This is a genomic window from Pseudaminobacter salicylatoxidans (assembly GCF_003148475.1).
GTDB lineage: Bacteria > Pseudomonadota > Alphaproteobacteria > Rhizobiales > Rhizobiaceae > Pseudaminobacter > Pseudaminobacter salicylatoxidans.
Map to the genome: position 1 here is coordinate 186,736 of NZ_QGGG01000009.1, position 17,777 is coordinate 204,512.

The window sequence follows — 17,777 nt, forward strand, 5'->3', positions numbered from 1 at the left end:
ATGACCACGACCCGCGACCGGTTGCTCACATGGCTCGATGCAGAGCGCGAAAACATTGTCACCCTGTTGATGGATCTTCTGCGTGCACGCAGCCCCAATCCGCCCGGCGATACCCGCGACGCCGCGAAGGTCATCACCGATTACCTCGACCGCCACGGACTTTCCCACCGCATCATCTCGCCCCATCCCGAGATGCCCAATGTCGTCGCCGCTTTCGATGCCGCCAATCCGGGCCGCCATCTTGTGCTCAACGGCCATATCGATGTCTTTCCGGTGCCGGAAGATCATCACGGCTGGAGCTCGGATCCGTGGCAGCCCGAGGCGCGTGCAGGCAAAATCTATGGCCGCGGCGCGTCTGACATGAAACCCGGAACGATCGCCTCGATCGTAACCTATGTGGCACTGAGCAAGCTGCAAGAGGCGCTGTTCGGCAAGCTCACGCTGACCTGCGTCTCCGACGAAGAAACCTTCGGGCCATGGGGCGCGCGCTATCTGGTCGAGCACCATCCAGAGGTTTTGGGTGATTGCATGCTCAACGGCGAGCCGAGCGGACCGGAATCGATCCGCTTTGGCGAACGCGGTCCACTGTGGCTGGAATTCGAGGTGCGAACAGCCGGCGCGCATGGCGCCTATGTCCACGCCACCGAAAGCGCCACCAAGATCGCCATGGCCATCGCCGGCGATCTTGAGACGCTGACCACGCTGACCGGCGAGGTTTCGGGCAATGTGCAAAGCTATATCGACGCCGGACGCGCGACGATGGACCGGATGATGGGCGAGGGCGCAGGAGATCTCGTCTCGCAGGTCACGCTCAATATCGGCATGATCCAAGGCGGCGAGAAGGTGAACATGATCCCCTCGCATTGCCGCTTCACCGCCGATCTGCGCCTGCCGGTGGGCATGAGCAAGGAAGATCTGTTGCCGAAAGTGGCCGAAATCGTTGCGCGTTATCCGCAGGCCGAATGGCGCGAAATCGGCGGGGCAGAACCTTCGTGGTGCGCCCCCGATCACGAAATGGTCGGCATCATCCAGAAGAATGTCGAGGCCTTCGGCCGGCCACGCCCCGTTCCCATCGTCAGCATCGGCGGCACGGATGCGCGGCTGTGGCGCTATGCCGATGTGCCCGCCTATGTCTACGGCCCCTATCCATATGGTATGGGCTCGCATGACGAGCATGTCGACATCGAGGAATTCCTCCATGTCGTGCGCACGCATGTGCTTTCGGCCCATGACTATCTCTCACGAGGCTGACCATCCATTCGTCGACAGCCAACCGCAAAGGCAGCCGCGATGTCCGCAAGCTATCCCAGATTGTTTTCGCCGCTGACCATCCGCGGGCATGAAATCCGCAACCGGATCCTGTCGACCGGGCATCAGACCTATCTGGCGCAAGCTGGCCTGCCGGGCGAGGATTTCATCGCCTATCATGCGGCACGCGCGCGCGGCGGCGTGGGGTTGATCGTCACCGAGGCCGCGCGCTTCCACTCCTCCTCGATGACGCAAAGCCCCGATCTCGTGATCGTCAGCGACGACGCGATCGGGCATTACGCGCGCCTTGCCAGTGCCGTGCACGAGCATGGCGCTCGCATCATCGGACAATTGTCCCATGCCGGGCGCGTCAGCCGCAGGATGCAAAACGGCATGCGTGGCGTGGTGTTCGCCCCGTCTTCGGTGCCCGAGAACCGCTTCCATACCGTGCCGCGCGAAATGCCCACCGAGATGGTGACCGAAATCGTCGCTGCTCTGGCCGAAGGCGCGCGTCGCTATATCGAGGCGGGCTATGACGGCGTCGAATTGATGGCGAGCCACGGGCTGCTCTTTGCGCAATTCCTCAATCCGGCAAGCAATCTGCGCAAGGATTGCTATGGCGGATCTCTGGAAAACCGGATGCGGGCGTTGCGCGAAAGCCTCATAGCCGCCCGCTCGGCGATCGGCGCGGGGCCGATGATCGGGCTCAGGATTTCCGCCGACGAACTCGACGAAGGCGGGCTGGATCAGGCCACGGTGCTTGAGGCTTGTCGCGATCTCAGCGCGGCAGGGCTCGTCGATTACGTCAACACTACCGTGGGAACGATGGCCGCACTTGGAGCCTCGGTCCACGTGGTGCCGCCGATGGAAATCGCCCCGGCCTATGTCGCCGAGCATTCCAGACGCATCCGCGCGGTCGTGACCGTTCCGGTCTTCGTCGCGGGCCGGATCAACCAGCCACAGATCGCCGAAGAGGTCTTGGCCGCAGGTCAGGCAGACATGTGCGCGATGACCCGGGCGCTGATCACCGATCCCGAGATGCCCAACAAGGCGCACAGCGGACGGTCCGACGATATCCGCGCCTGTATCGGTTGCAACCAGGCCTGTATCGGCCATTTTCACGCCGGTCAGTCGATCTCCTGCATCCAGAACCCGATCACCGGGCGCGAGGTCAGGCTGGCCGGGATTCCCCAAAGCAGCCAAAAGCGGAAAATCCTGATCGCAGGCGCAGGCCCCGCGGGGATGAAGGCGGCGATCACCGCCGCTCAGATGGGCCACAAGGTCATTCTGGCCGAGGCCGGGCCGCAGGCTGGAGGGCAGGCGCTTTTGGCGCAACTGTTGCCAGAAAGAGCCGAATTCGGTGGCCTTGTGACGAATCTTCTGGCGGAACTGGCCGGTCATGACGTCGATCTACGGCTGAATACGCGGGTTTCGGCGGAACTGGCGGCCAGGATTGCCCCCGATGCCCTGATCCTTGCTACTGGCTCCAAGCCCGTCGAAACCCCGGTCGAGGGCCGCGACAGCGGCAATGTGATCGAGGCCTGCGACCTGTTGGCGGGCCGCGCCAGACCCGGCGCGCGCGTGGTCGTCGCCGATTGGCGCTGCGACTGGATCGGCATCGGCATCGCCGTGCTTTTACAGCGGGCGGGCCATCATGTACGCCTTGCGGTCAACGGCATCGCAGCCGGACAGAATCTGCAGCAATATGTCCGCGATCACTGGGCTGGCCGTCTGCATGAAGCCGGGATCGAGGTCATCCCTTATGCGCGCCTTTTCGGGATTGATGACGACAACGCCTATTTCCTTCATGGCGCCAGCGGGCAGCCGACCATAATGGAAGGCGTCGACAGTCTGATCCTCTGTTCCGGCCGTGCCCCGGACGCGGCTTTGGAACAAGAGCTCGGCGGTTGCGGCCTGCCCTTCATCACCATCGGCGACTGCACCATCGCCCGCAGCGCCGAAGAAGCGATATATGACGGGCTTGTAGAGGTTCGCGGCTTTCTTGATGCGCTTGACCAAAAGGGATAGGCCTGCCCGACCACCACTCAGGCGATGCCTGCGATGTTTGCGCCTGCGCGTCTGTTATGGACGGGTGTGCCTCACAACGGGAAACTATTGGAGGGTACAGCGCAAATCGAACGGGCGCGATGCGTCCGTTACGTTCCTGCCCTCATTACATTGACACAACGACATGGTGACGTCATGATGTCACTATGTCGTTCAAGTCAGAAGAATTTCCGCGATACGCTCAGGTCGAGGCCATCCTGGCTGCCGAAATTGCCGCGGGCGAACTTGCCTGCGGCGCGCAGCTGCCGCCGGAGGACCGCCTGACGGAGCGGTTCGGCGTCAGCCGCACGACGGTGCGCAAGGCAATCGAGAATCTCATCGCTCGCGGTCTGGTCGAAATACGGCGCGGCAAAGGCACCTTCGTTTCCGAGCCGAAGATCACCCAGGAACTGACCGAATTGCGCGGCTTTGCCGAGGATATGGTGCTGATTGGTCGCCATCCGACCGCGCGTCTGCTCTTCAAGGAGATTGTCGCTGCATCGAAGGATGTAGCCGCCAATCTGGAACTGCCACAGGGCGCGCAGGTGTGGCGGATCGAGCGGGTTCGGCTGGGCGATGGTGTGCCGATGTCGTTCGATGAAACTTATCTCCCGCTCGATATCGGTGATAAAATTGTCGCGAACGATCTGGAGGCCGAGCCGATTTTCGATCTGCTCGAAGGCAAATACGGTCTGCCGCTTGTCGAGGCGCGTTACCAACTCGAGGCAGTTACGGCGAGTGCCCATGTCGCGGCCGCGCTCAATGTCGATGTTGGCAGCGCCATCTTTCTCATCGAGCGTACATGTTACGTGGAGCTGAACCGGCCGGTCGATTATGAAAAGCTCTTCTATCGAGGCGACCTGATCCGCTTCTCGACGCGTCTGTCGCGGCGCTCACCCGTCTGATCGGAAGCATCTTGTCGGCGGAAACGATCTTCTGGCTGTTCGTCGTCTCGTTCGGGGCCAGCGCCCTTGGGGGCGTGCTCGGCATGGCGAGCGGCATTTTCATCGTACCGATCCTGATGCTGTTCTTCGGGATCGATATCCATCTGGCCATCGGCGCGAGCATCGTATCGGTGATCGCCTGTTCCTGCGGCAGCGCGGCTCCCTTCCTGAAGGCACGCCTGACCAATATTCGCCTTGCCGTCGTGCTGGAGGTCGCGACGACGCTCGGCGCCCTGACCGGAGTACTTCTTATCGGCATCATCCCGACTGAATTTCTCTATGGGCTGTTCGCGTTGATCCTCGTACTGTCCGCCCTGCAGATGCTGGCGCGTCGTCGCGAAGCGGGCAGTCTTGCCCCGGCGGCCCGCAGTTGGGGCACGTTGTTGCGCCTCCATTCAAGCTTTCCTGAGTGTGCCGCCGGCCATGATGTGCACTATCACGTCAGCCGTGTCCCACTCGGTCTTGCCCTGATGTACGGCGCGGGCGTAGTTTCGGCGCTGCTCGGTGTCGGGTCGGGTGTCCTGAAAATCCCGGCGATGGATAGCGCCCTTCGTCTCCCCATCAAGGTTTCAACGGCGACTTCGAACTTCATGATCGGCGTGACGGCAACGGCAAGTGCCGGGGCCTATTTCATGCGTGGGAACATCGACATCGACATGGCCGGACCTGTGGCGCTCGGATCAGTGCTGGGCGCCGTGCTTGGCGCACGGCTCTTGATGGGTATTCCGGCTGACAGGCTGCGTCTTTTCTTCGTGGTCGTACTGATGCTGCTGGCGATTGTGATGATGCTGGCTGCATTCGGCATTCGGATTATGTGAGGAAATGAATGTCGGAAAGCGTCGAAAACGAACGACTGGGCCGGGTACTTGCTGCGCTCCTCCGCTACGGAACATGGGCCGCCTCGACGCTGATAGCGATCGGGATGTTGTCGGGAGCGGCCTCTCGGATTTCTGGAACTGCCGACGTCGGCACACTCGGCTATGGCTTGATGAAAACAGGCGTGGCAGTGCTGATCATGCTGCCGGTCGCGCGCGTGCTGGTGTTGTTTGGTATCTTCCTGTGCCGCCGCGATCTTGCCTATGCTCTGATCTCGGCATGCGTGCTTGCGATCCTCGGGTTCGGCGTCTGGATCGGAATGCACTCTTGAGGCCTTCCAGCCACTCGGCTGCCTCATCGGTGGCCGTGGCTGGTATCCCGCCTTCGACGTGAAATCCCGCATCTCGTCGGCGCGGTCGCGACCTGCAACGGCGCCTTTGCCTGCGAGCAGCTTTTCCCGCCATTACGATGCATGACGAATAGTAACTCCCCAACTTATGAATCCGCCGTCGCGATTGGTGCATCTCCCGCCCGGGCATTTTCAAAGATGAAAATCGCGAATATGGTGGTGGTAAGAGACGAAGTGGCAGGTCACTGTGGTCACTTTCGGTCGGGAATGGGAGATCCTGGCAAAGCGGCAGGATAGAGCAGGAACAGGGCAGGGCGCTGCAACTGATGGCGGTGAAGAGAACCAAGCATGCGCAGGATGACGCCCTGCCGCCAAAGACCATGGCCAATGTGGGGCGGCATCTGCGGCAGCGGCGACTGGAACTGAAGCTGACGCTCGTCGAACTTTCCGAAAAATGTGGCGTGTCCTTCGCCACCATTTCCAAGATCGAGACCGGTAAAGTCTCCGGTGGGTTCCAGACGATCTACAAGATCGCAAGAGGACTCGGCCTTCTGGTGACAGACATATTGGAACCGGACGTCGATCAGGACGAGAAGATCGTATTGCGGCGGCGTGGTGAAATCGAGCCGCACCGCACTTCGCTTTACGACTACTATCCGCAGGCTACCCGCGTTCATGGGCGGCTGAATTCCAGCATCATGGTAGTCCATACCAAGGAAGTGCCGGACCGTATCGATTGGAGCAATCACGAGGGGGAGGAAGTGGTCACGGTACTCTCCGGCTCTATACGCTTGCATCTCGACGGAGATGAACCGCTGGTTCTGGAGCAGGGCGACAGCGCCTGTTTCGATTCGGGCATTCCCCATGCCTATGTCTGCACGAGCACGGGTCCGGCCGAAATCATCTTCGTGTCGACGCGACCTCCTCATGGTGCTCCCACTTGATTTTCACATAAGAAAATTTTCGTTATTGACAATTTTGCCGCCTCTACCTAGCGTCACCCCAGGGAGCCGGCTTGAGCGGGACGTCCCGGAACTCATTTGGATCAGCGGAGGAAGTGGACGTGGTTTTTCGCGGGGGAGTTTCACGCCTGGTACTGGCTGCAGCGTTTGGCATGGGTCTGACGGGCAGCGCGATGGCGGAGGACGAGATCATCATCGGCGGCGCGCTCAGCCTGACCGGCGTTCAGGCGCCGCTTGATGAGGCCGGTCTCAAGGGCGCGGAAGTTGCGGTCAAGGCCTTGAACGATCAGGGCGGCCTGCTTGGCAAGAAGATCAAGCTGATTAACATCGACGGCAAGAGCGACCCCGTGACGGTCGGCAACAACGCCATCAATGTGATCGACCAGGGGGCTGAACTGGTCATTGCGCCTTGCGATTTCGATTTCGGTGGCCCCGCCAGCCGGGAGGCGCAGAACGCCAATATCGTCGGCATCTCGACGTGCGCCTCCGATCCACTCTATAGCTCCTGGTCGCTGGGCGACAAGCAGTTCACGCTATCGATGTGGAACACGGCGATGGGCGCCACCGCAGCCGAGTACGCTTTCAAGGAGCGCGGCTGGAAGTCTGCCTATGTTGTGACCGACCAGTTCATCGCCTACACCAAGAGCCTGAGCAAGTATTTCACCCAGCATTTCAAGGATCTGGGCGGTGAGGTCGTGCTTGAAGACGCCTACACGCAGGGCGCGCAGGACTTTTCAGCGCAACTTGCCCGTCTGCAGGCGCTGCCCGAAAAGCCGGACGTAATCTTCATCTCATCCTATATGCCGGACCTCGGCACCATCATCCGCGCCATCCGTGAGGTTGGGATCACGACGCCGATCATGGGTGGCGATTCCTATGACGACCCGAGCCTGTTCGAAGCTCTGGGCGAGCGCTTCGGCAACGAAATCTATTTCGTCGGCCATACCTGGATGGGCGCTGAGGCGCATCCCGACATGGGTAAGTTCATCGAGCTCTATAAGGCGCAGCATGGTTCCGAGCCCGACACCTCCTTTGTTGCCACCGGCTGGGATACGGTCATGCTGATGGCGCAGGCGGTCAAGATCGCCGGTTCCACCGATGGCGCGGCCGTGGCCAAGGCGCTTGAGGAGAACGAGTTCGACCTGCTCACGGGCAAGCTCTCCTATTCCAATGCCGAGCTTGGTCATCAACCGAACAAGTCCGCAGCGCTCATCGGCATCAGTGGTGGCAAGCCGTCTTTCCTCGGATGGCGTCGCGCCGAGAGCCAGCCGGCTCCCTGACATGCCGGACAGCTGGCGGCAGGGCGGGACGTTTCAGTTCCATCAGGCCGCCAGCACCGGCTTCTAACGGCCCGGAGCCTTCATGTCCGGGTCAACCAAACAATCCGGTTGCAATAAATATGGTCAATCAAAGCCTGAAGGCGAATTCCGTCACGGTGGAATTCGTCGGCCTGCGGGCGCTCGACAATGTCAGCCTCACGCTCAACCGGCGCGAGATTCTCGGCCTTATCGGACCGAACGGTTCGGGTAAGACGACACTCATCAATGTGCTCACCGGACAGGTGAAGCCGGTCTCCGGCACAGTCACTTGCGACGGCGAGGACATCAGCGCATTGCTGCCGCGCGAAAGGGCGTTGCGCGGCATCCTGAGGTCGTTCCAGACCGTGCGCCTCTTCTCCAATCTTACGGTGGAGGAGAATATCGAGGTCGCTGCAATCGCCAAAGGCAGTTCGCGTCGCGCGGCCGGCAGGATCGTCGACCGTCTGCTGGAGGAGTTCTCGCTCGGGGCTTATCGTGCCGAGCTCGCCAGTTCGCTCAACTACGGCGACGAGCGCCGCGTCGAGATCGCCCGGGCGCTGGCGGCAGAGCCGAAATATCTGCTGCTTGACGAACCCGCCGCCGGCATGAACGAGGACGAGTCGGCAACACTCATGCAGGTTCTCGCCCGCCTGCCGCAGGAGCGCGACCTCGGCATCATCATCATCGACCACGACATGCCGCTCATCATGCGTCTGTGCCATCGCCTGCAGGCCATTGCTCAGGGAAAGACCATCGGAGAGGGCGGTGTGGACGAAGTGCGCCGCCTGCCGGCGGTGATCGAGGCCTATCTGGGCGCCGACGCTGTGGAATCTGAAGACCATGCTTGAGATCGAAGGGATCGAACTGCGCTACGGCGCCGTCAAGGCGGTACGCGACGTCAGCCTGCGGATGGAGCAGGGGGAACTGGTCACGCTGCTGGGCGCGAATGGCGCCGGCAAGTCGTCCACGCTGAAATCCATCGCCGGTGTCCTGAAACCGGCGCGGGGTACGATCCGGCTCGATGGGCAGGATATTTCCGGGCTGTCGCCAGAACAGCTCGTGCGCCGGGGTGTGGCAATGGTGCCTGAAACACGCGACGTTTTCCCCGATCTGACTGTCGAGGAAAACCTTCAGCTCGGTGCTTTCTGCCGCCGCAGGGATACGCGCGGTGTTGCGGCCAGCCGCGAACGAATGTTCGATCTTTTCCCGCTGCTTGCCGAGCGCACCCGCCAGCCGGCCGGAACGCTGTCCGGTGGCCAGCAGCAACAGCTCGTCATCGCGCGCGCCATGATGTCCGATCCCCGGCTGCTGCTTCTCGACGAGCCCTCGCTCGGTCTCGCGCCCGTGATCGTTGACCGCATTTTCGAAATGATCGTGGAACTGCGTCAATCCGGCGTGACGATTCTGCTGGTGGAACAGAACGCCACCAAGGCGCTCAAGATCAGCGACCGCTCCTATGTGCTGTCGCTCGGCCGCGTCGCGGCATCTGGCACTTCGGACGACATCGCCGCGCGTTCCGACCTGAAATCGATCTATCTGGGGTGACGCCATGGCGGTCTATGTACAGTTCCTGATCGACGTGCTGAGTCTCGGCAGCCTCTATGCGCTGATGGCGCTCGGGCTGGTCATCGTCTACGGCATCCTCAAGTTGGTGAACTTCGCGTATGGCGAACTCATCATGGTCGCGGGCTATTCGCTGTTCCTGCTCGGCGGCACGCCGCTTCCCTGGCTGGTGATGGCGGCAATCGCCGTGCTGATGGCCATCGGGGCCGGTATCGCCACCGAATACGCCGCCTTTCGCCCGGTGCGTTCCAAATCTGTGACGGCGGTGCTCATTACCTCCTTCGCTTTCTCGACCTTGCTGCAGAACGCGGCGTTGCTCTTCATCTCGCCGCGCGCCCGCACCGTGCCGCTCCCGGACATCTTCTCCGATACCGTGGTGCTGGGGGGCGCGACCATTCCGTTGCGTAACATCCTCACCATCGTAGCAGCCGCGATAATGCTCGCGATCTTCTCCTTCATCATGAAGAAGACCGTTCTGGGTTTGGCGATGCGCGCTGCCGCCACCAAGTTCACCATGGCGCGGATGCTGGGCATTCCGGCCAATCTGGTCATCACCTCTGCCTTTGCGCTGAGTGGCCTGCTGGCTGGTGTGGTTTCGCTGTTCTGGCTTGGCCGCATTGGCTCGGTCGTGCCGGGTATCGGCCTCGAGCCGCTGTTGGTCGCCTTCATCGCCACCGTCATCGGCGGCATGCGCAGCCTGCAGGGCGCGGTGGTTGGCGGGTTCCTGCTGGCGCTCATCGTCACAACCTTCAACTATTCGCTCCCGCCCGAGCTTCTCAAATTCCGTGATGCTTTCACCTTCTCGCTCGTCATCCTGATTCTGCTGTGGCGTCCTGACGGGCTGATCAAGGGGCCGGCAACGGGCCAGCGCACCTGACAGGCACCAAGACAATGAACAACAGCAAGCTGATCACCTTCGTTGCGATCGTCATTCCGGTCCTGGCCGTCATGCTGGCCGCGCGCTTCCTGGGCTTCCCGGTATTCGAACGCATTGCCACCCTGCTCTTCATCAACATGATCCTTGTGCTCGGGCTTCAGGCGTTCATGGGCAATTCGGGCATCCTGTCCTTCGCCCATATCGCCTTCATGGGTATTGGCGCCTACACATCGTCACTGTTCACCATCCCGCTGCAGATGCGCGGTATGGTGCTGCCCGACCTTTATCCGGTGTTGAAACCGATCCTGCTCAGCCCCTATGCCGCGATTGCGGTGGGTGCCGTGGCGGCCATGCTGGTCGCGGCGCTGGTGGCCTATCCGCTGATGCGGCTTTCCGATGCCGCAGCCGTCATTACCTCCTTTGCGCTTCTGGTGGTCATGCACACCATCATGGTCAACTGGAGCGAAGTGACCAACGGTCCGCGCACCCTGTTCGGGGTGCCGAAGGCTACCACGATCTATCTTGCGGCCGGGGGCGCGATCCTGGCCGCATTGGTGGCGCTGTATTTCAAGGAATCGCGGACCGGCCTCTTGCTGCGGGCCGTGCGCGACGACGAGATCGCTGCCGGCGCCATGGGGGCGAACCTGTCTCTCCTGCGCTGGAAAGGCTTCGTGCTTAGCGCCCTGTTTGCCGGTTTTGCCGGCGGGCTGTGGGCACATTTCATCACCTCCTACCAACCGTCGGCTTTTTACCTGAAGGAAACCTTCGTCATCCTCGGCATGCTGGTCATCGGCGGCGCGGGCACGGTATCCGGCGCGGTGCTGGGCACCTTTGTCGTTACCTTCGCCTTCGAGGCCCTGCGCGCCACCGAAAACGCGCTCAACAGCTCGTCCGTGTTTCCCTGGCAGCTCGTCGGCCTGACCGAGATCGTGCTGGCGCTGGCCATGATCGCTGTGCTGGTGCTGCGGCCAGGCGGGTTGATCGAGGCCGAGGAGTTCGGCGCCACCTGGCGGAAATGGCGACGCCGCGGTTGACACGGCGGCTCACCGATTTCACCCACCCGTTCATTTGGAGACTGTCATGAACTGGAAGACGAACTATCGCTCGTTCTACTATCAGGGAGCCCCGGAGCCGGAAGACATCGTCCTCGACCCGACCGAGACCGCGCTTCTGGTGGTCGATGTGCAGAGCACCTATCTCGTGCCCTCGGAGGATCCGGTTCAGCGCGATCGCTGGGAGCCGTTCCGGGAGCGTATGAACGACGTCGTCATCCCCAACATCGCCAAGCTGGTAGCCGCCAGCCGCGAACAGGGTGTCGAGGTGATGTTTGCCCGCATCGCTTGCATGAAGAACGATGGCCGCGATCGCTCGCTGAGCCAGAAGAAGCCGGGCTGGAACTACCTGCTGCTGCCCAAGGACAGCGAGGAATCGAGGATCGTTCCCGAACTGGAGCCGCAGGGCGACGAGATCGTGTTCTGCAAGACGACTGACAGTGCGCTGACCGGCACCAATATGCGCCTCATCCTGCAGAACATGGGCGTGAAGAATGTGATCGTCGTCGGCATCTTCACCGACCAGTGCGTTTCGTCCACGGTGCGCAGCCTTGCCGACGAAAGCTTCAATGTCGTGGTCGTGGAAGACTGCTGCGCGGCCGCCACCAAACAGTTGCACGATAACGAACTGGAGATCATCAACATGATCTACTGCCATGTCGCCTCTTCGCAGGAGACGCTGGGCTTCCTCGAAGCCACAAAGGGCTGATGTCCGCAAAGCTCGTCAACGCCTGCCCCAGAAACGGGGCGGGTGTTCGTTCAGTAAAGTGTGCGATAGGTCTCGCGCAGGCCATCTTCGTCAAGGCTTTCGCCGATTTCCGCTTCCGTGCGCTTCACCGCAAGGAACGTGTCGAGGAGCGGGCGTGGGAACCATTTCCTTGCAGCAGCATCGGCCTCCAAATGCGTAAGCGCCTGTGACAGGCTCGCCGGCAGGCGCTCCAGCCCATGATATTGACGCTCCGTCTCCGAAAGCTCTTCCGGATTGGTCGAGGCCAGCGGCGGTAGTTTGTAGTCGTTGCGCAACCCTTCCAACCCGGCGCGGATGAGGGTAGCCAGCGCCAGATAAGGATTGGCGGTAGCATCCGCGGCTCGGAACTCGATGTTGAGTTGATCGGCTGGCGCGCGCTTCGACATTGCGAGGACCGGGCAGACGCGCAGCGTTGCCTCGCGGTCCTGATCGGCAAGCCATGTATAGGACGCGCTCCAGCTATATGGCTTCAGCCGCTCATAAGAGGCGGGGCTGGAAGCGGTGAAGGCGGTGAGCGCCGGCAGGTGACGCAGGACGCCGGCGCAGAAGTGCGCGGCTTCCGGTGACAGCCTTGCTGGCCCGTCGGTGTCATAGGTTCGCGCATGTCCTTCGCAATCCGTCAGGCTGAAATGAATGTGCACTCCGCTACCCGAATGGCCTGCGTAGGGTTTTGGTGCGAAACTGGCCCGCTGGCCCAGATTGTGCGCCAGCTCCCGGACGATCTCGCGCACCGCAACGGCCTGATCGGCAGCGGCAACCGGAGCCGAGGGGGCAATGCTGATCTCCAACTGTCCGGGGCCGAGTTCGGCCAGAATGGTTTCCGGCCGCAATCCGGCCTCGCGCAGCCCGGCCACCAGCTGTGGGGCGAACGTGCCGGAGCGCCGCAGGGCTGAAAAAGCCAGGGGGTGATCGTGCTCCTCTTCAGCTCTCAGCAGGTAGAACTCCTGCTCGAAAGATACTCTCAGCCTCAGACCGGCCTCGGCTTCCAACGCGGCCGCGGCTTGCCGCAGCGCGTGGCGCGGACAGGCTGCCCATGGGCTGCCGTCGATCTCCACAAGGTCGCCGATCACCATGTCGAACGGAATGTCGCCGCCGGTGGCATGGGTCAGAAAGCGTGCACCGAAATCGGGGATCAGGCGCAGATCACCGGATGACTTCCAGATATTGGGGGTGGAAAGCCTGCCGAACGCAGTCAGCGAGAGGTTCGACTGGATCCAGCCCACGCCAGTCGCCGCGGTACCTTCGACATCAGTCGTCGCGACGAAGCGCCCGCGCGTGACGGCGGCCAGATCGGTCGTGACGATGCCGGTGAGGGGTTCGAGGGTGCCAGACATGTTGCCTCCAACGGATATGGCTGCGACACCGATCCGCCAGGAGGGCGGCGGATCGAAGCAACCGACTCCAGCCTGCTTCGACTAGCGTATCCGCGATGGAATCGGAATCTCTTTCAGACGTCCTGTGACAAATCGGATGTCGAAGGGAAGGTCTTTGGCGGTCCGTTACCCACGTACACGCTTTCGGTCGGAAGGTCCGCACCCGCAGTCCGATCCGGTGTGTGCTTTTTTGAGCTGAATTTAGAATCCAGACACCAGAGATAATCAGCAGCGACGGCGGCCCTTGCCGGGTGCTTGACGAGGCGATGAAAGTGGTGTTAAACGTTTTACAGTAAAACGTTTAACAGATGTGATATCGTGGACCGCAAGCGAGTGACAATCAAGGACGTTGCAGCCAGGGCGGGTGTTTCCATCGCCACGGTCTCTAACGTCTTCAGCGGCACCAAGCCGGTGAATCAGGAGTTGCGCGAACGCGTCGAGAAGGCCGCGCGCGAGCTTTCCTACCAGCTCGACCGCGCCGCTTCGCAGCTCCGCTCCGGTCAGGCACGCGTCGTCGGTGTGCTCGTCCCGGATCTGGACGACGTCTTCTTCACCTCGCTGGTTTCGCGCATCGAGGTCATGGCGATGAAGGACGGTTATGATGTCATCGTCGCCAGCTCGCGCGATGATGTGGAGCTCGAGCAGTCACGCCTGCGGGCGCTGCTGGGCTGGCGTCCGTCCGGCCTGATCGCTGTGCCGTGTTCCGATGTCGCGCCGGCCCTGTTGCGCAGTGAAGCCGACCGCTTGCCGATGGTGTTCGCCGACCGTGTTGCGCCGGAAGGGTCTTTCGTCGATACCGTGGCCATCGACAATCGCGAAGCCGGCGAGATCGCCGCGCGGCATCTCATGGAGCTCGGTCATCGCGAAATCGTTCTGGCCGCTTCGAGCCTGGAGATTTCCCCCATCCGCGAACGTGTTCGCGGTGTCAGCGAGATGTTGCACAAAACCATTGGCGCTGCACCTGTTGTCCTGGAGCTTACCTCCAATGGCGAGCGCGGGGCCGAGATCTTTTCCGGCTGGCTTGAACGCAATGAACGCCCTTGCGCGGTCATCGGGCTTACCAACGTCACGACCTTGAGCGCGCTTTCGGCGCTGGCTAGGCGCCAGATCGACATTCCCGATCCCGTATCCGTTATAGGCTTCGACGACTATCCGTGGATGAGCGCGCGCAAGACGGGGCTTACCGCCATTCGCCAGCCGATTGAGGAGATGGCCGGCGTCATCTGGGAGCGGCTCAGCAGGCGCATGTCGGGCGACAGGTCGCCGGCTTGCCCGACAGTGCTCAAGACCAGCCTGCAAGTGCGCGATTCCGTCCGAGCCGTCATCGGGCAAGGGCCGGAGGAGCCGCAGCGTGCGCCATCGGCCGAAATACTCAAGGCGGCACAATAGCAAGCGGGACGGTCGTAAAGGCCGGGAGGATCAATTTGCGTTCCAGAAGCATCACCAGCCTCGTGCCCCTGCTCGCGCCGGTTCATATCCTGATCCTGAGCGTGATCGTGCTGCCGTCGATCTATGTGGTCTGGCTGAGCCTCAATGCCTCCAGCTTTGGACAGGAGCCGACCTTCGTCGGGCTGCGCAACTATATAGACACGATCTCGGACCCGGCCTTCCGAAGCGCTCTCTGGAACACGGTGGTGCTGGTGGTGGTGGCCGTCCATGTCGAACTGGTGATCGGGCTTGGAATGGCGCTGCTCTTTGCCAGCGGCCTGCCGTTCCGGCGCGTTTTGCTGGTGGCGGTGCTGGCGCCCTATGCGGTGAGCGAGGTGATCGCGGTGGTGATGTGGCGCTTTCTGTTCGATCCGGATGTCGGTCCGGTGACGCAGGCGCTGCTATCGCTCGGATTGCCGACGCTGGACTGGTCGTTCGAGCCGTCACACGCGATGATCCTGATCGCACTGCTTACCATCTGGCTGCATCTGCCGTTTACCTTCATCATCCTCTATGCCGCGCGGCTGGCAATCCCCGCCGATCTCTATGAGGCGGCGCGCATCGATGGCGCCACGCCGTGGCAGGCCTTCAGGCGGGTGACGTTGCCACTCCTCGGACCGGCGGTGATCGTGGCGCTTTTGTTCCGCTATATCTTCGCGTTCCGCATCTTCTCCGAGGTCTGGCTGCTGACCCAGGGCGGACCGGCACGCTCGACCGAGGTCGTCGCGGTTTATCTCTATCAGGAAGCCTTCAGCTACAACGCCTTCGGCTCGGCTGCCGCCACCGCGTGGATCATGGTGCTGGCATCGCTGTTGCTGGCTTCCGGCTATGTGTTCATTCTCCGCCGGCAGGTGGCCGCCAATGCGCGCTAAAACCCTCCTTACAGGCATTGGCAAGACTGTCGCCGTTTGCGTGATCCTGCTGTGGTCGCTCGTGCCGATCGGCTTCATCGTCATGTCTTCGCTGAAGCCCGGTGCGGACATCTTCGCGGTGCCGCCCAAATACATCTTCGAGCCGACCTTGCAGCACTATGCCGAGCTGTGGACCCGGTGGGGCGTGTTCTTCCAGGGGCTGATCAACAGCACGGTCATTACCGCCGGGGCGACGGCACTTGCGGTGGTGGCCAGCACCTGCGCCGGCTATGTCTATTCGCGCAACAGCAGCCGTCTTCTCAACGCCAGCGTGCTGTCCCTGATCGTAGTGCGGCTGATCCCGCCAATCGTCGTCACGCTGCCGCTGTTTCCCATCGTCAACGCGCTGAAGCTCAACGACACGCACATCGTGCTGATGGTCCTCTATGCAACCTTCTTCGTGTCACTCGGCACGGTGCTCATGCGCACCTTCATCGACCAGATTCCCCGCGAGCTGGATGAGGCGGCCGAGATCGACGGCGCGGGACGGCTGACCATCCTGCGGCGCGTGATCGTGCCGCTCGCATCGCCGGGCATCCTGGCGGTGGCGGTGTTCGTGGTCGTCTTCGCGTGGAACGAATTCCTGTTCGCCTTCATCTTTACGGCCACCCGGGCCAAGACGGCGCCACTGGTAATCTCCGAAATGCTCGGCTCCATCGACGGTGTCGATTGGGGAATCCTGTTCGCCGCATCGACCGTGCAGCTCGCGCCGGTCCTGCTCTTCGTCATCTTCATGAACCGCTACCTCGTTGCCGGTCTCACCGCTGGCGCAACCAAGGGATAAGCCAATGTCTGTCAGGGAGGAAAACATGTCCAACAAGCGATTTGCCACGATCAATCGACGCGCATTCCTGGGGTCCGCGGCAGGTGCGGCGGCGCTGTTCGCCACGCGCCCCTCATGGGCCGCAAGCAAGACGCTCAACGTGCTGAGCCACAAGGTTCACCAGACTGTGCTCGGCGCGGATGACGGCGACCTGATGAAGGATTGGAAGGCGACCAACGATGCCGGGATTTCCTGGACGACCTTCGATTCCAACCCGCTGCAGGATCGCCTGTTCCGCGAAGCGAGCCTGAGCGAGACCGACTATGGCGTGGGCTACATCATCGACAACCGCCCGACCTCGGACATTGCCGCGCTTTTCGAGCCACTGGACGATTATCTGAAGAAGGACGGCATCGAGGATTTCGGCGACATCGCCCCTGGCCTGGTGCAGGGCATGACGGTGGACGGCAAGCTGATCGGCATTCCGGTACGCCACGCCACCCAGGGGCTCTTCTACAATGAGGAGCTCCTGGAGGAGGCGGGCATCAGCGCGCCGCCCACCACGCTCGAAGAATTGGTGGAACAGGCGAAGAAGGCGACGTTCAAGTCCAATGCCGGCACGCCGGTAGTGGGCATGGTTCTCGCCAGCGACCTGGCCGTTTTCCCGGTCATGTTCGCACGCGCCTTCGGCGGCGATTTCATCACGCAGAATTTCGAGCTGGTTCCCGATCCGGCAGCCATGGAAGAAGGGCTGAATGCGCTGAGGGGAATGTTCGAGGCGGGCGCATTGCCGCGCAGCTACGCGACCACCAGGAACGACGATCAGGTGACCTGGATGCAGCAGGGCCGCGCGGCCTTCACCGTCCTGCCCTTTGCCCGCAACGGCCAGCTCAACAATCCCGAGCAGAGCAAGTTCCCGGGCAAGATCAAGGCGATCGAATTCCCCATTTCCGCCGCGCTCAAGGGCAAGACGCCGATGGCATCGGTGGTCGAGGCCTGGGGCATGGTTATCCCCAGGAACGCCAAGGACAAGGAACTGGCCTGGAAGTTCATCAAGGAGGTTTCGAGCAAGCGCGTCACCCTTGGTATGGCAATCAACGGCAACGGGCCTGTGCGCGTCTCCACCTATGCCGAAAAGGATTTTGTCGCCAAGAACCCGGTTGCGGAGGTGGAGGCCGGCGTGCTGGCGCATGCGCGCGGCGCGTTTCCGCCCTTCCCGGAGGCGGCGCGGGCCCAGTCGACTCTGCTTGAGGAAGTGCAACTCGCAGTGCTCGGCCGCAAGCCGGTCAAGGAAGCCGTCGCCTCGATCATCGAGCGCGTCAAGCCGATGATGCCAGCCTGAGAAAGGGTTGGTCGCCGGGCTCTTTGCCCGGCGACTCCGAAACGAACACATCACCAG

Annotated in this window: 17 protein-coding genes; 16 read left to right on the top strand and 1 reads right to left on the bottom strand. The window is 61.9% G+C overall.

Translation table 11 applies throughout. From position 1 onward, the window contains the following. The 12 genes from C7441_RS14080 to C7441_RS14135 all read left to right on the top strand — a co-directional run bounded on the left by C7441_RS14080 (position 1) and on the right by C7441_RS14135 (position 11,864). Positions 1 to 1,251, top strand: a complete 1,251-nt coding sequence (locus tag C7441_RS14080) for a M20/M25/M40 family metallo-hydrolase (RefSeq protein ID WP_109613409.1) — start codon at positions 1 to 3, stop codon at positions 1,249 to 1,251. Positions 1,252 to 1,290: 39 nt separating this feature from the next. Beyond that, a complete protein-coding gene (locus C7441_RS14085) occupies positions 1,291 to 3,276 on the top strand; it encodes an oxidoreductase (RefSeq protein WP_109613410.1) in 1,986 nt (661 codons plus the stop codon). A gap of 185 nt (positions 3,277 to 3,461) precedes the next feature. Continuing rightward, positions 3,462 to 4,199, top strand: coding sequence for a GntR family transcriptional regulator (locus C7441_RS14090; protein WP_109613411.1), 738 nt, complete (start codon positions 3,462 to 3,464; stop codon positions 4,197 to 4,199). A gap of 8 nt (positions 4,200 to 4,207) precedes the next feature. Next, positions 4,208 to 5,056 carry a sulfite exporter TauE/SafE family protein gene (locus C7441_RS14095; RefSeq protein ID WP_244916160.1) on the top strand — a complete coding sequence of 283 codons (849 nt, stop codon included), beginning with the start codon at positions 4,208 to 4,210 and terminating at the stop codon, positions 5,054 to 5,056. A gap of 8 nt (positions 5,057 to 5,064) precedes the next feature. Next, entirely contained in the window at positions 5,065 to 5,385 is a 321-nt protein-coding gene (locus C7441_RS14100; protein ID WP_109613413.1) for a DUF1634 domain-containing protein, read from the top strand. Positions 5,386 to 5,729: 344 nt separating this feature from the next. Beyond that, positions 5,730 to 6,347 (top strand): helix-turn-helix domain-containing protein, encoded by a 618-nt coding sequence (locus tag C7441_RS14105; protein WP_109613414.1) that lies wholly within the window; start codon positions 5,730 to 5,732, stop codon positions 6,345 to 6,347. 170 nt (positions 6,348 to 6,517) lie between these two features. Next, positions 6,518 to 7,645 (top strand): ABC transporter substrate-binding protein, encoded by a 1,128-nt coding sequence (locus C7441_RS14110; RefSeq protein WP_109613415.1) that lies wholly within the window; start codon positions 6,518 to 6,520, stop codon positions 7,643 to 7,645. Positions 7,646 to 7,764: 119 nt separating this feature from the next. Further along, entirely contained in the window at positions 7,765 to 8,511 is a 747-nt protein-coding gene (locus C7441_RS14115; protein WP_109613416.1) for an ABC transporter ATP-binding protein, read from the top strand. Then, positions 8,504 to 9,208: an ABC transporter ATP-binding protein gene (locus C7441_RS14120; RefSeq protein WP_109613417.1), complete on the top strand. Its 705-nt coding sequence runs from the start codon at positions 8,504 to 8,506 to the stop codon at positions 9,206 to 9,208. Before C7441_RS14115 ends, C7441_RS14120 begins: the two co-directional genes overlap by 8 nt. A gap of 4 nt (positions 9,209 to 9,212) precedes the next feature. Then, complete coding sequence (locus tag C7441_RS14125) at positions 9,213 to 10,103, top strand: branched-chain amino acid ABC transporter permease (RefSeq protein WP_109613418.1); 891 nt, start codon at positions 9,213 to 9,215, stop codon at positions 10,101 to 10,103. Positions 10,104 to 10,117: 14 nt separating this feature from the next. After that, on the top strand, positions 10,118 to 11,137 hold the full coding sequence (locus C7441_RS14130) for a branched-chain amino acid ABC transporter permease (protein WP_109613419.1): 1,020 nt from the start codon (positions 10,118 to 10,120) through the stop codon (positions 11,135 to 11,137). A gap of 46 nt (positions 11,138 to 11,183) precedes the next feature. Beyond that, positions 11,184 to 11,864 (top strand): cysteine hydrolase family protein, encoded by a 681-nt coding sequence (locus C7441_RS14135; RefSeq protein ID WP_019173252.1) that lies wholly within the window; start codon positions 11,184 to 11,186, stop codon positions 11,862 to 11,864. A 50-nt stretch (positions 11,865 to 11,914) separates the two neighbouring features. Here C7441_RS14135 and C7441_RS14140 read toward each other — a convergent pair whose 3' ends face one another. Then, positions 11,915 to 13,237 carry a type I glutamate--ammonia ligase gene (locus C7441_RS14140; RefSeq protein WP_109613420.1) on the bottom strand — a complete coding sequence of 441 codons (1,323 nt, stop codon included), beginning with the start codon at positions 13,235 to 13,237 and terminating at the stop codon, positions 11,915 to 11,917. 372 nt (positions 13,238 to 13,609) lie between these two features. On the opposite strand from C7441_RS14140, the gene C7441_RS14145 reads away from it, so the two are divergent. The 4 genes from C7441_RS14145 to C7441_RS14160 are packed head-to-tail and all read left to right on the top strand — an operon-like array spanning position 13,610 to position 17,720. Continuing rightward, complete coding sequence (locus C7441_RS14145; RefSeq protein ID WP_146201472.1) at positions 13,610 to 14,665, top strand: LacI family DNA-binding transcriptional regulator; 1,056 nt, start codon at positions 13,610 to 13,612, stop codon at positions 14,663 to 14,665. Between the two features lie 35 nt (positions 14,666 to 14,700). Then, positions 14,701 to 15,576, top strand: coding sequence for a carbohydrate ABC transporter permease (locus tag C7441_RS14150; protein WP_109613422.1), 876 nt, complete (start codon positions 14,701 to 14,703; stop codon positions 15,574 to 15,576). Further along, positions 15,566 to 16,399, top strand: coding sequence for a carbohydrate ABC transporter permease (locus C7441_RS14155; protein WP_109613423.1), 834 nt, complete (start codon positions 15,566 to 15,568; stop codon positions 16,397 to 16,399). The genes C7441_RS14150 and C7441_RS14155 overlap by 11 nt, the downstream gene beginning before the upstream one ends. 25 nt (positions 16,400 to 16,424) lie before the next feature. Further along, positions 16,425 to 17,720: an ABC transporter substrate-binding protein gene (locus C7441_RS14160; protein ID WP_109613424.1), complete on the top strand. Its 1,296-nt coding sequence runs from the start codon at positions 16,425 to 16,427 to the stop codon at positions 17,718 to 17,720. The last annotated feature ends 57 nt before the right edge of the window (positions 17,721 to 17,777 follow it).

Coding starts and splice junctions, on each gene's coding strand:
- C7441_RS14090 (WP_109613411.1), top strand. CDS start 3,462: ATGTCGTTCAAGTCAGAAGAATTTCCGCGATACGCTCAGGTCGAGGCC.
- C7441_RS14080 (WP_109613409.1), top strand. CDS start 1: ATGACCACGACCCGCGACCGGTTGCTCACATGGCTCGATGCAGAGCGC.
- C7441_RS14160 (WP_109613424.1), top strand. CDS start 16,425: ATGTCCAACAAGCGATTTGCCACGATCAATCGACGCGCATTCCTGGGG.
- C7441_RS14135 (WP_019173252.1), top strand. CDS start 11,184: ATGAACTGGAAGACGAACTATCGCTCGTTCTACTATCAGGGAGCCCCG.
- C7441_RS14100 (WP_109613413.1), top strand. CDS start 5,065: ATGTCGGAAAGCGTCGAAAACGAACGACTGGGCCGGGTACTTGCTGCG.
- C7441_RS14110 (WP_109613415.1), top strand. CDS start 6,518: ATGGGTCTGACGGGCAGCGCGATGGCGGAGGACGAGATCATCATCGGC.
- C7441_RS14120 (WP_109613417.1), top strand. CDS start 8,504: ATGCTTGAGATCGAAGGGATCGAACTGCGCTACGGCGCCGTCAAGGCG.
- C7441_RS14085 (WP_109613410.1), top strand. CDS start 1,291: ATGTCCGCAAGCTATCCCAGATTGTTTTCGCCGCTGACCATCCGCGGG.
- C7441_RS14155 (WP_109613423.1), top strand. CDS start 15,566: ATGCGCGCTAAAACCCTCCTTACAGGCATTGGCAAGACTGTCGCCGTT.
- C7441_RS14105 (WP_109613414.1), top strand. CDS start 5,730: ATGGCGGTGAAGAGAACCAAGCATGCGCAGGATGACGCCCTGCCGCCA.
- C7441_RS14115 (WP_109613416.1), top strand. CDS start 7,765: ATGGTCAATCAAAGCCTGAAGGCGAATTCCGTCACGGTGGAATTCGTC.
- C7441_RS14140 (WP_109613420.1), bottom strand. CDS start 13,237: ATGTCTGGCACCCTCGAACCCCTCACCGGCATCGTCACGACCGATCTG.
- C7441_RS14130 (WP_109613419.1), top strand. CDS start 10,118: ATGAACAACAGCAAGCTGATCACCTTCGTTGCGATCGTCATTCCGGTC.
- C7441_RS14125 (WP_109613418.1), top strand. CDS start 9,213: ATGGCGGTCTATGTACAGTTCCTGATCGACGTGCTGAGTCTCGGCAGC.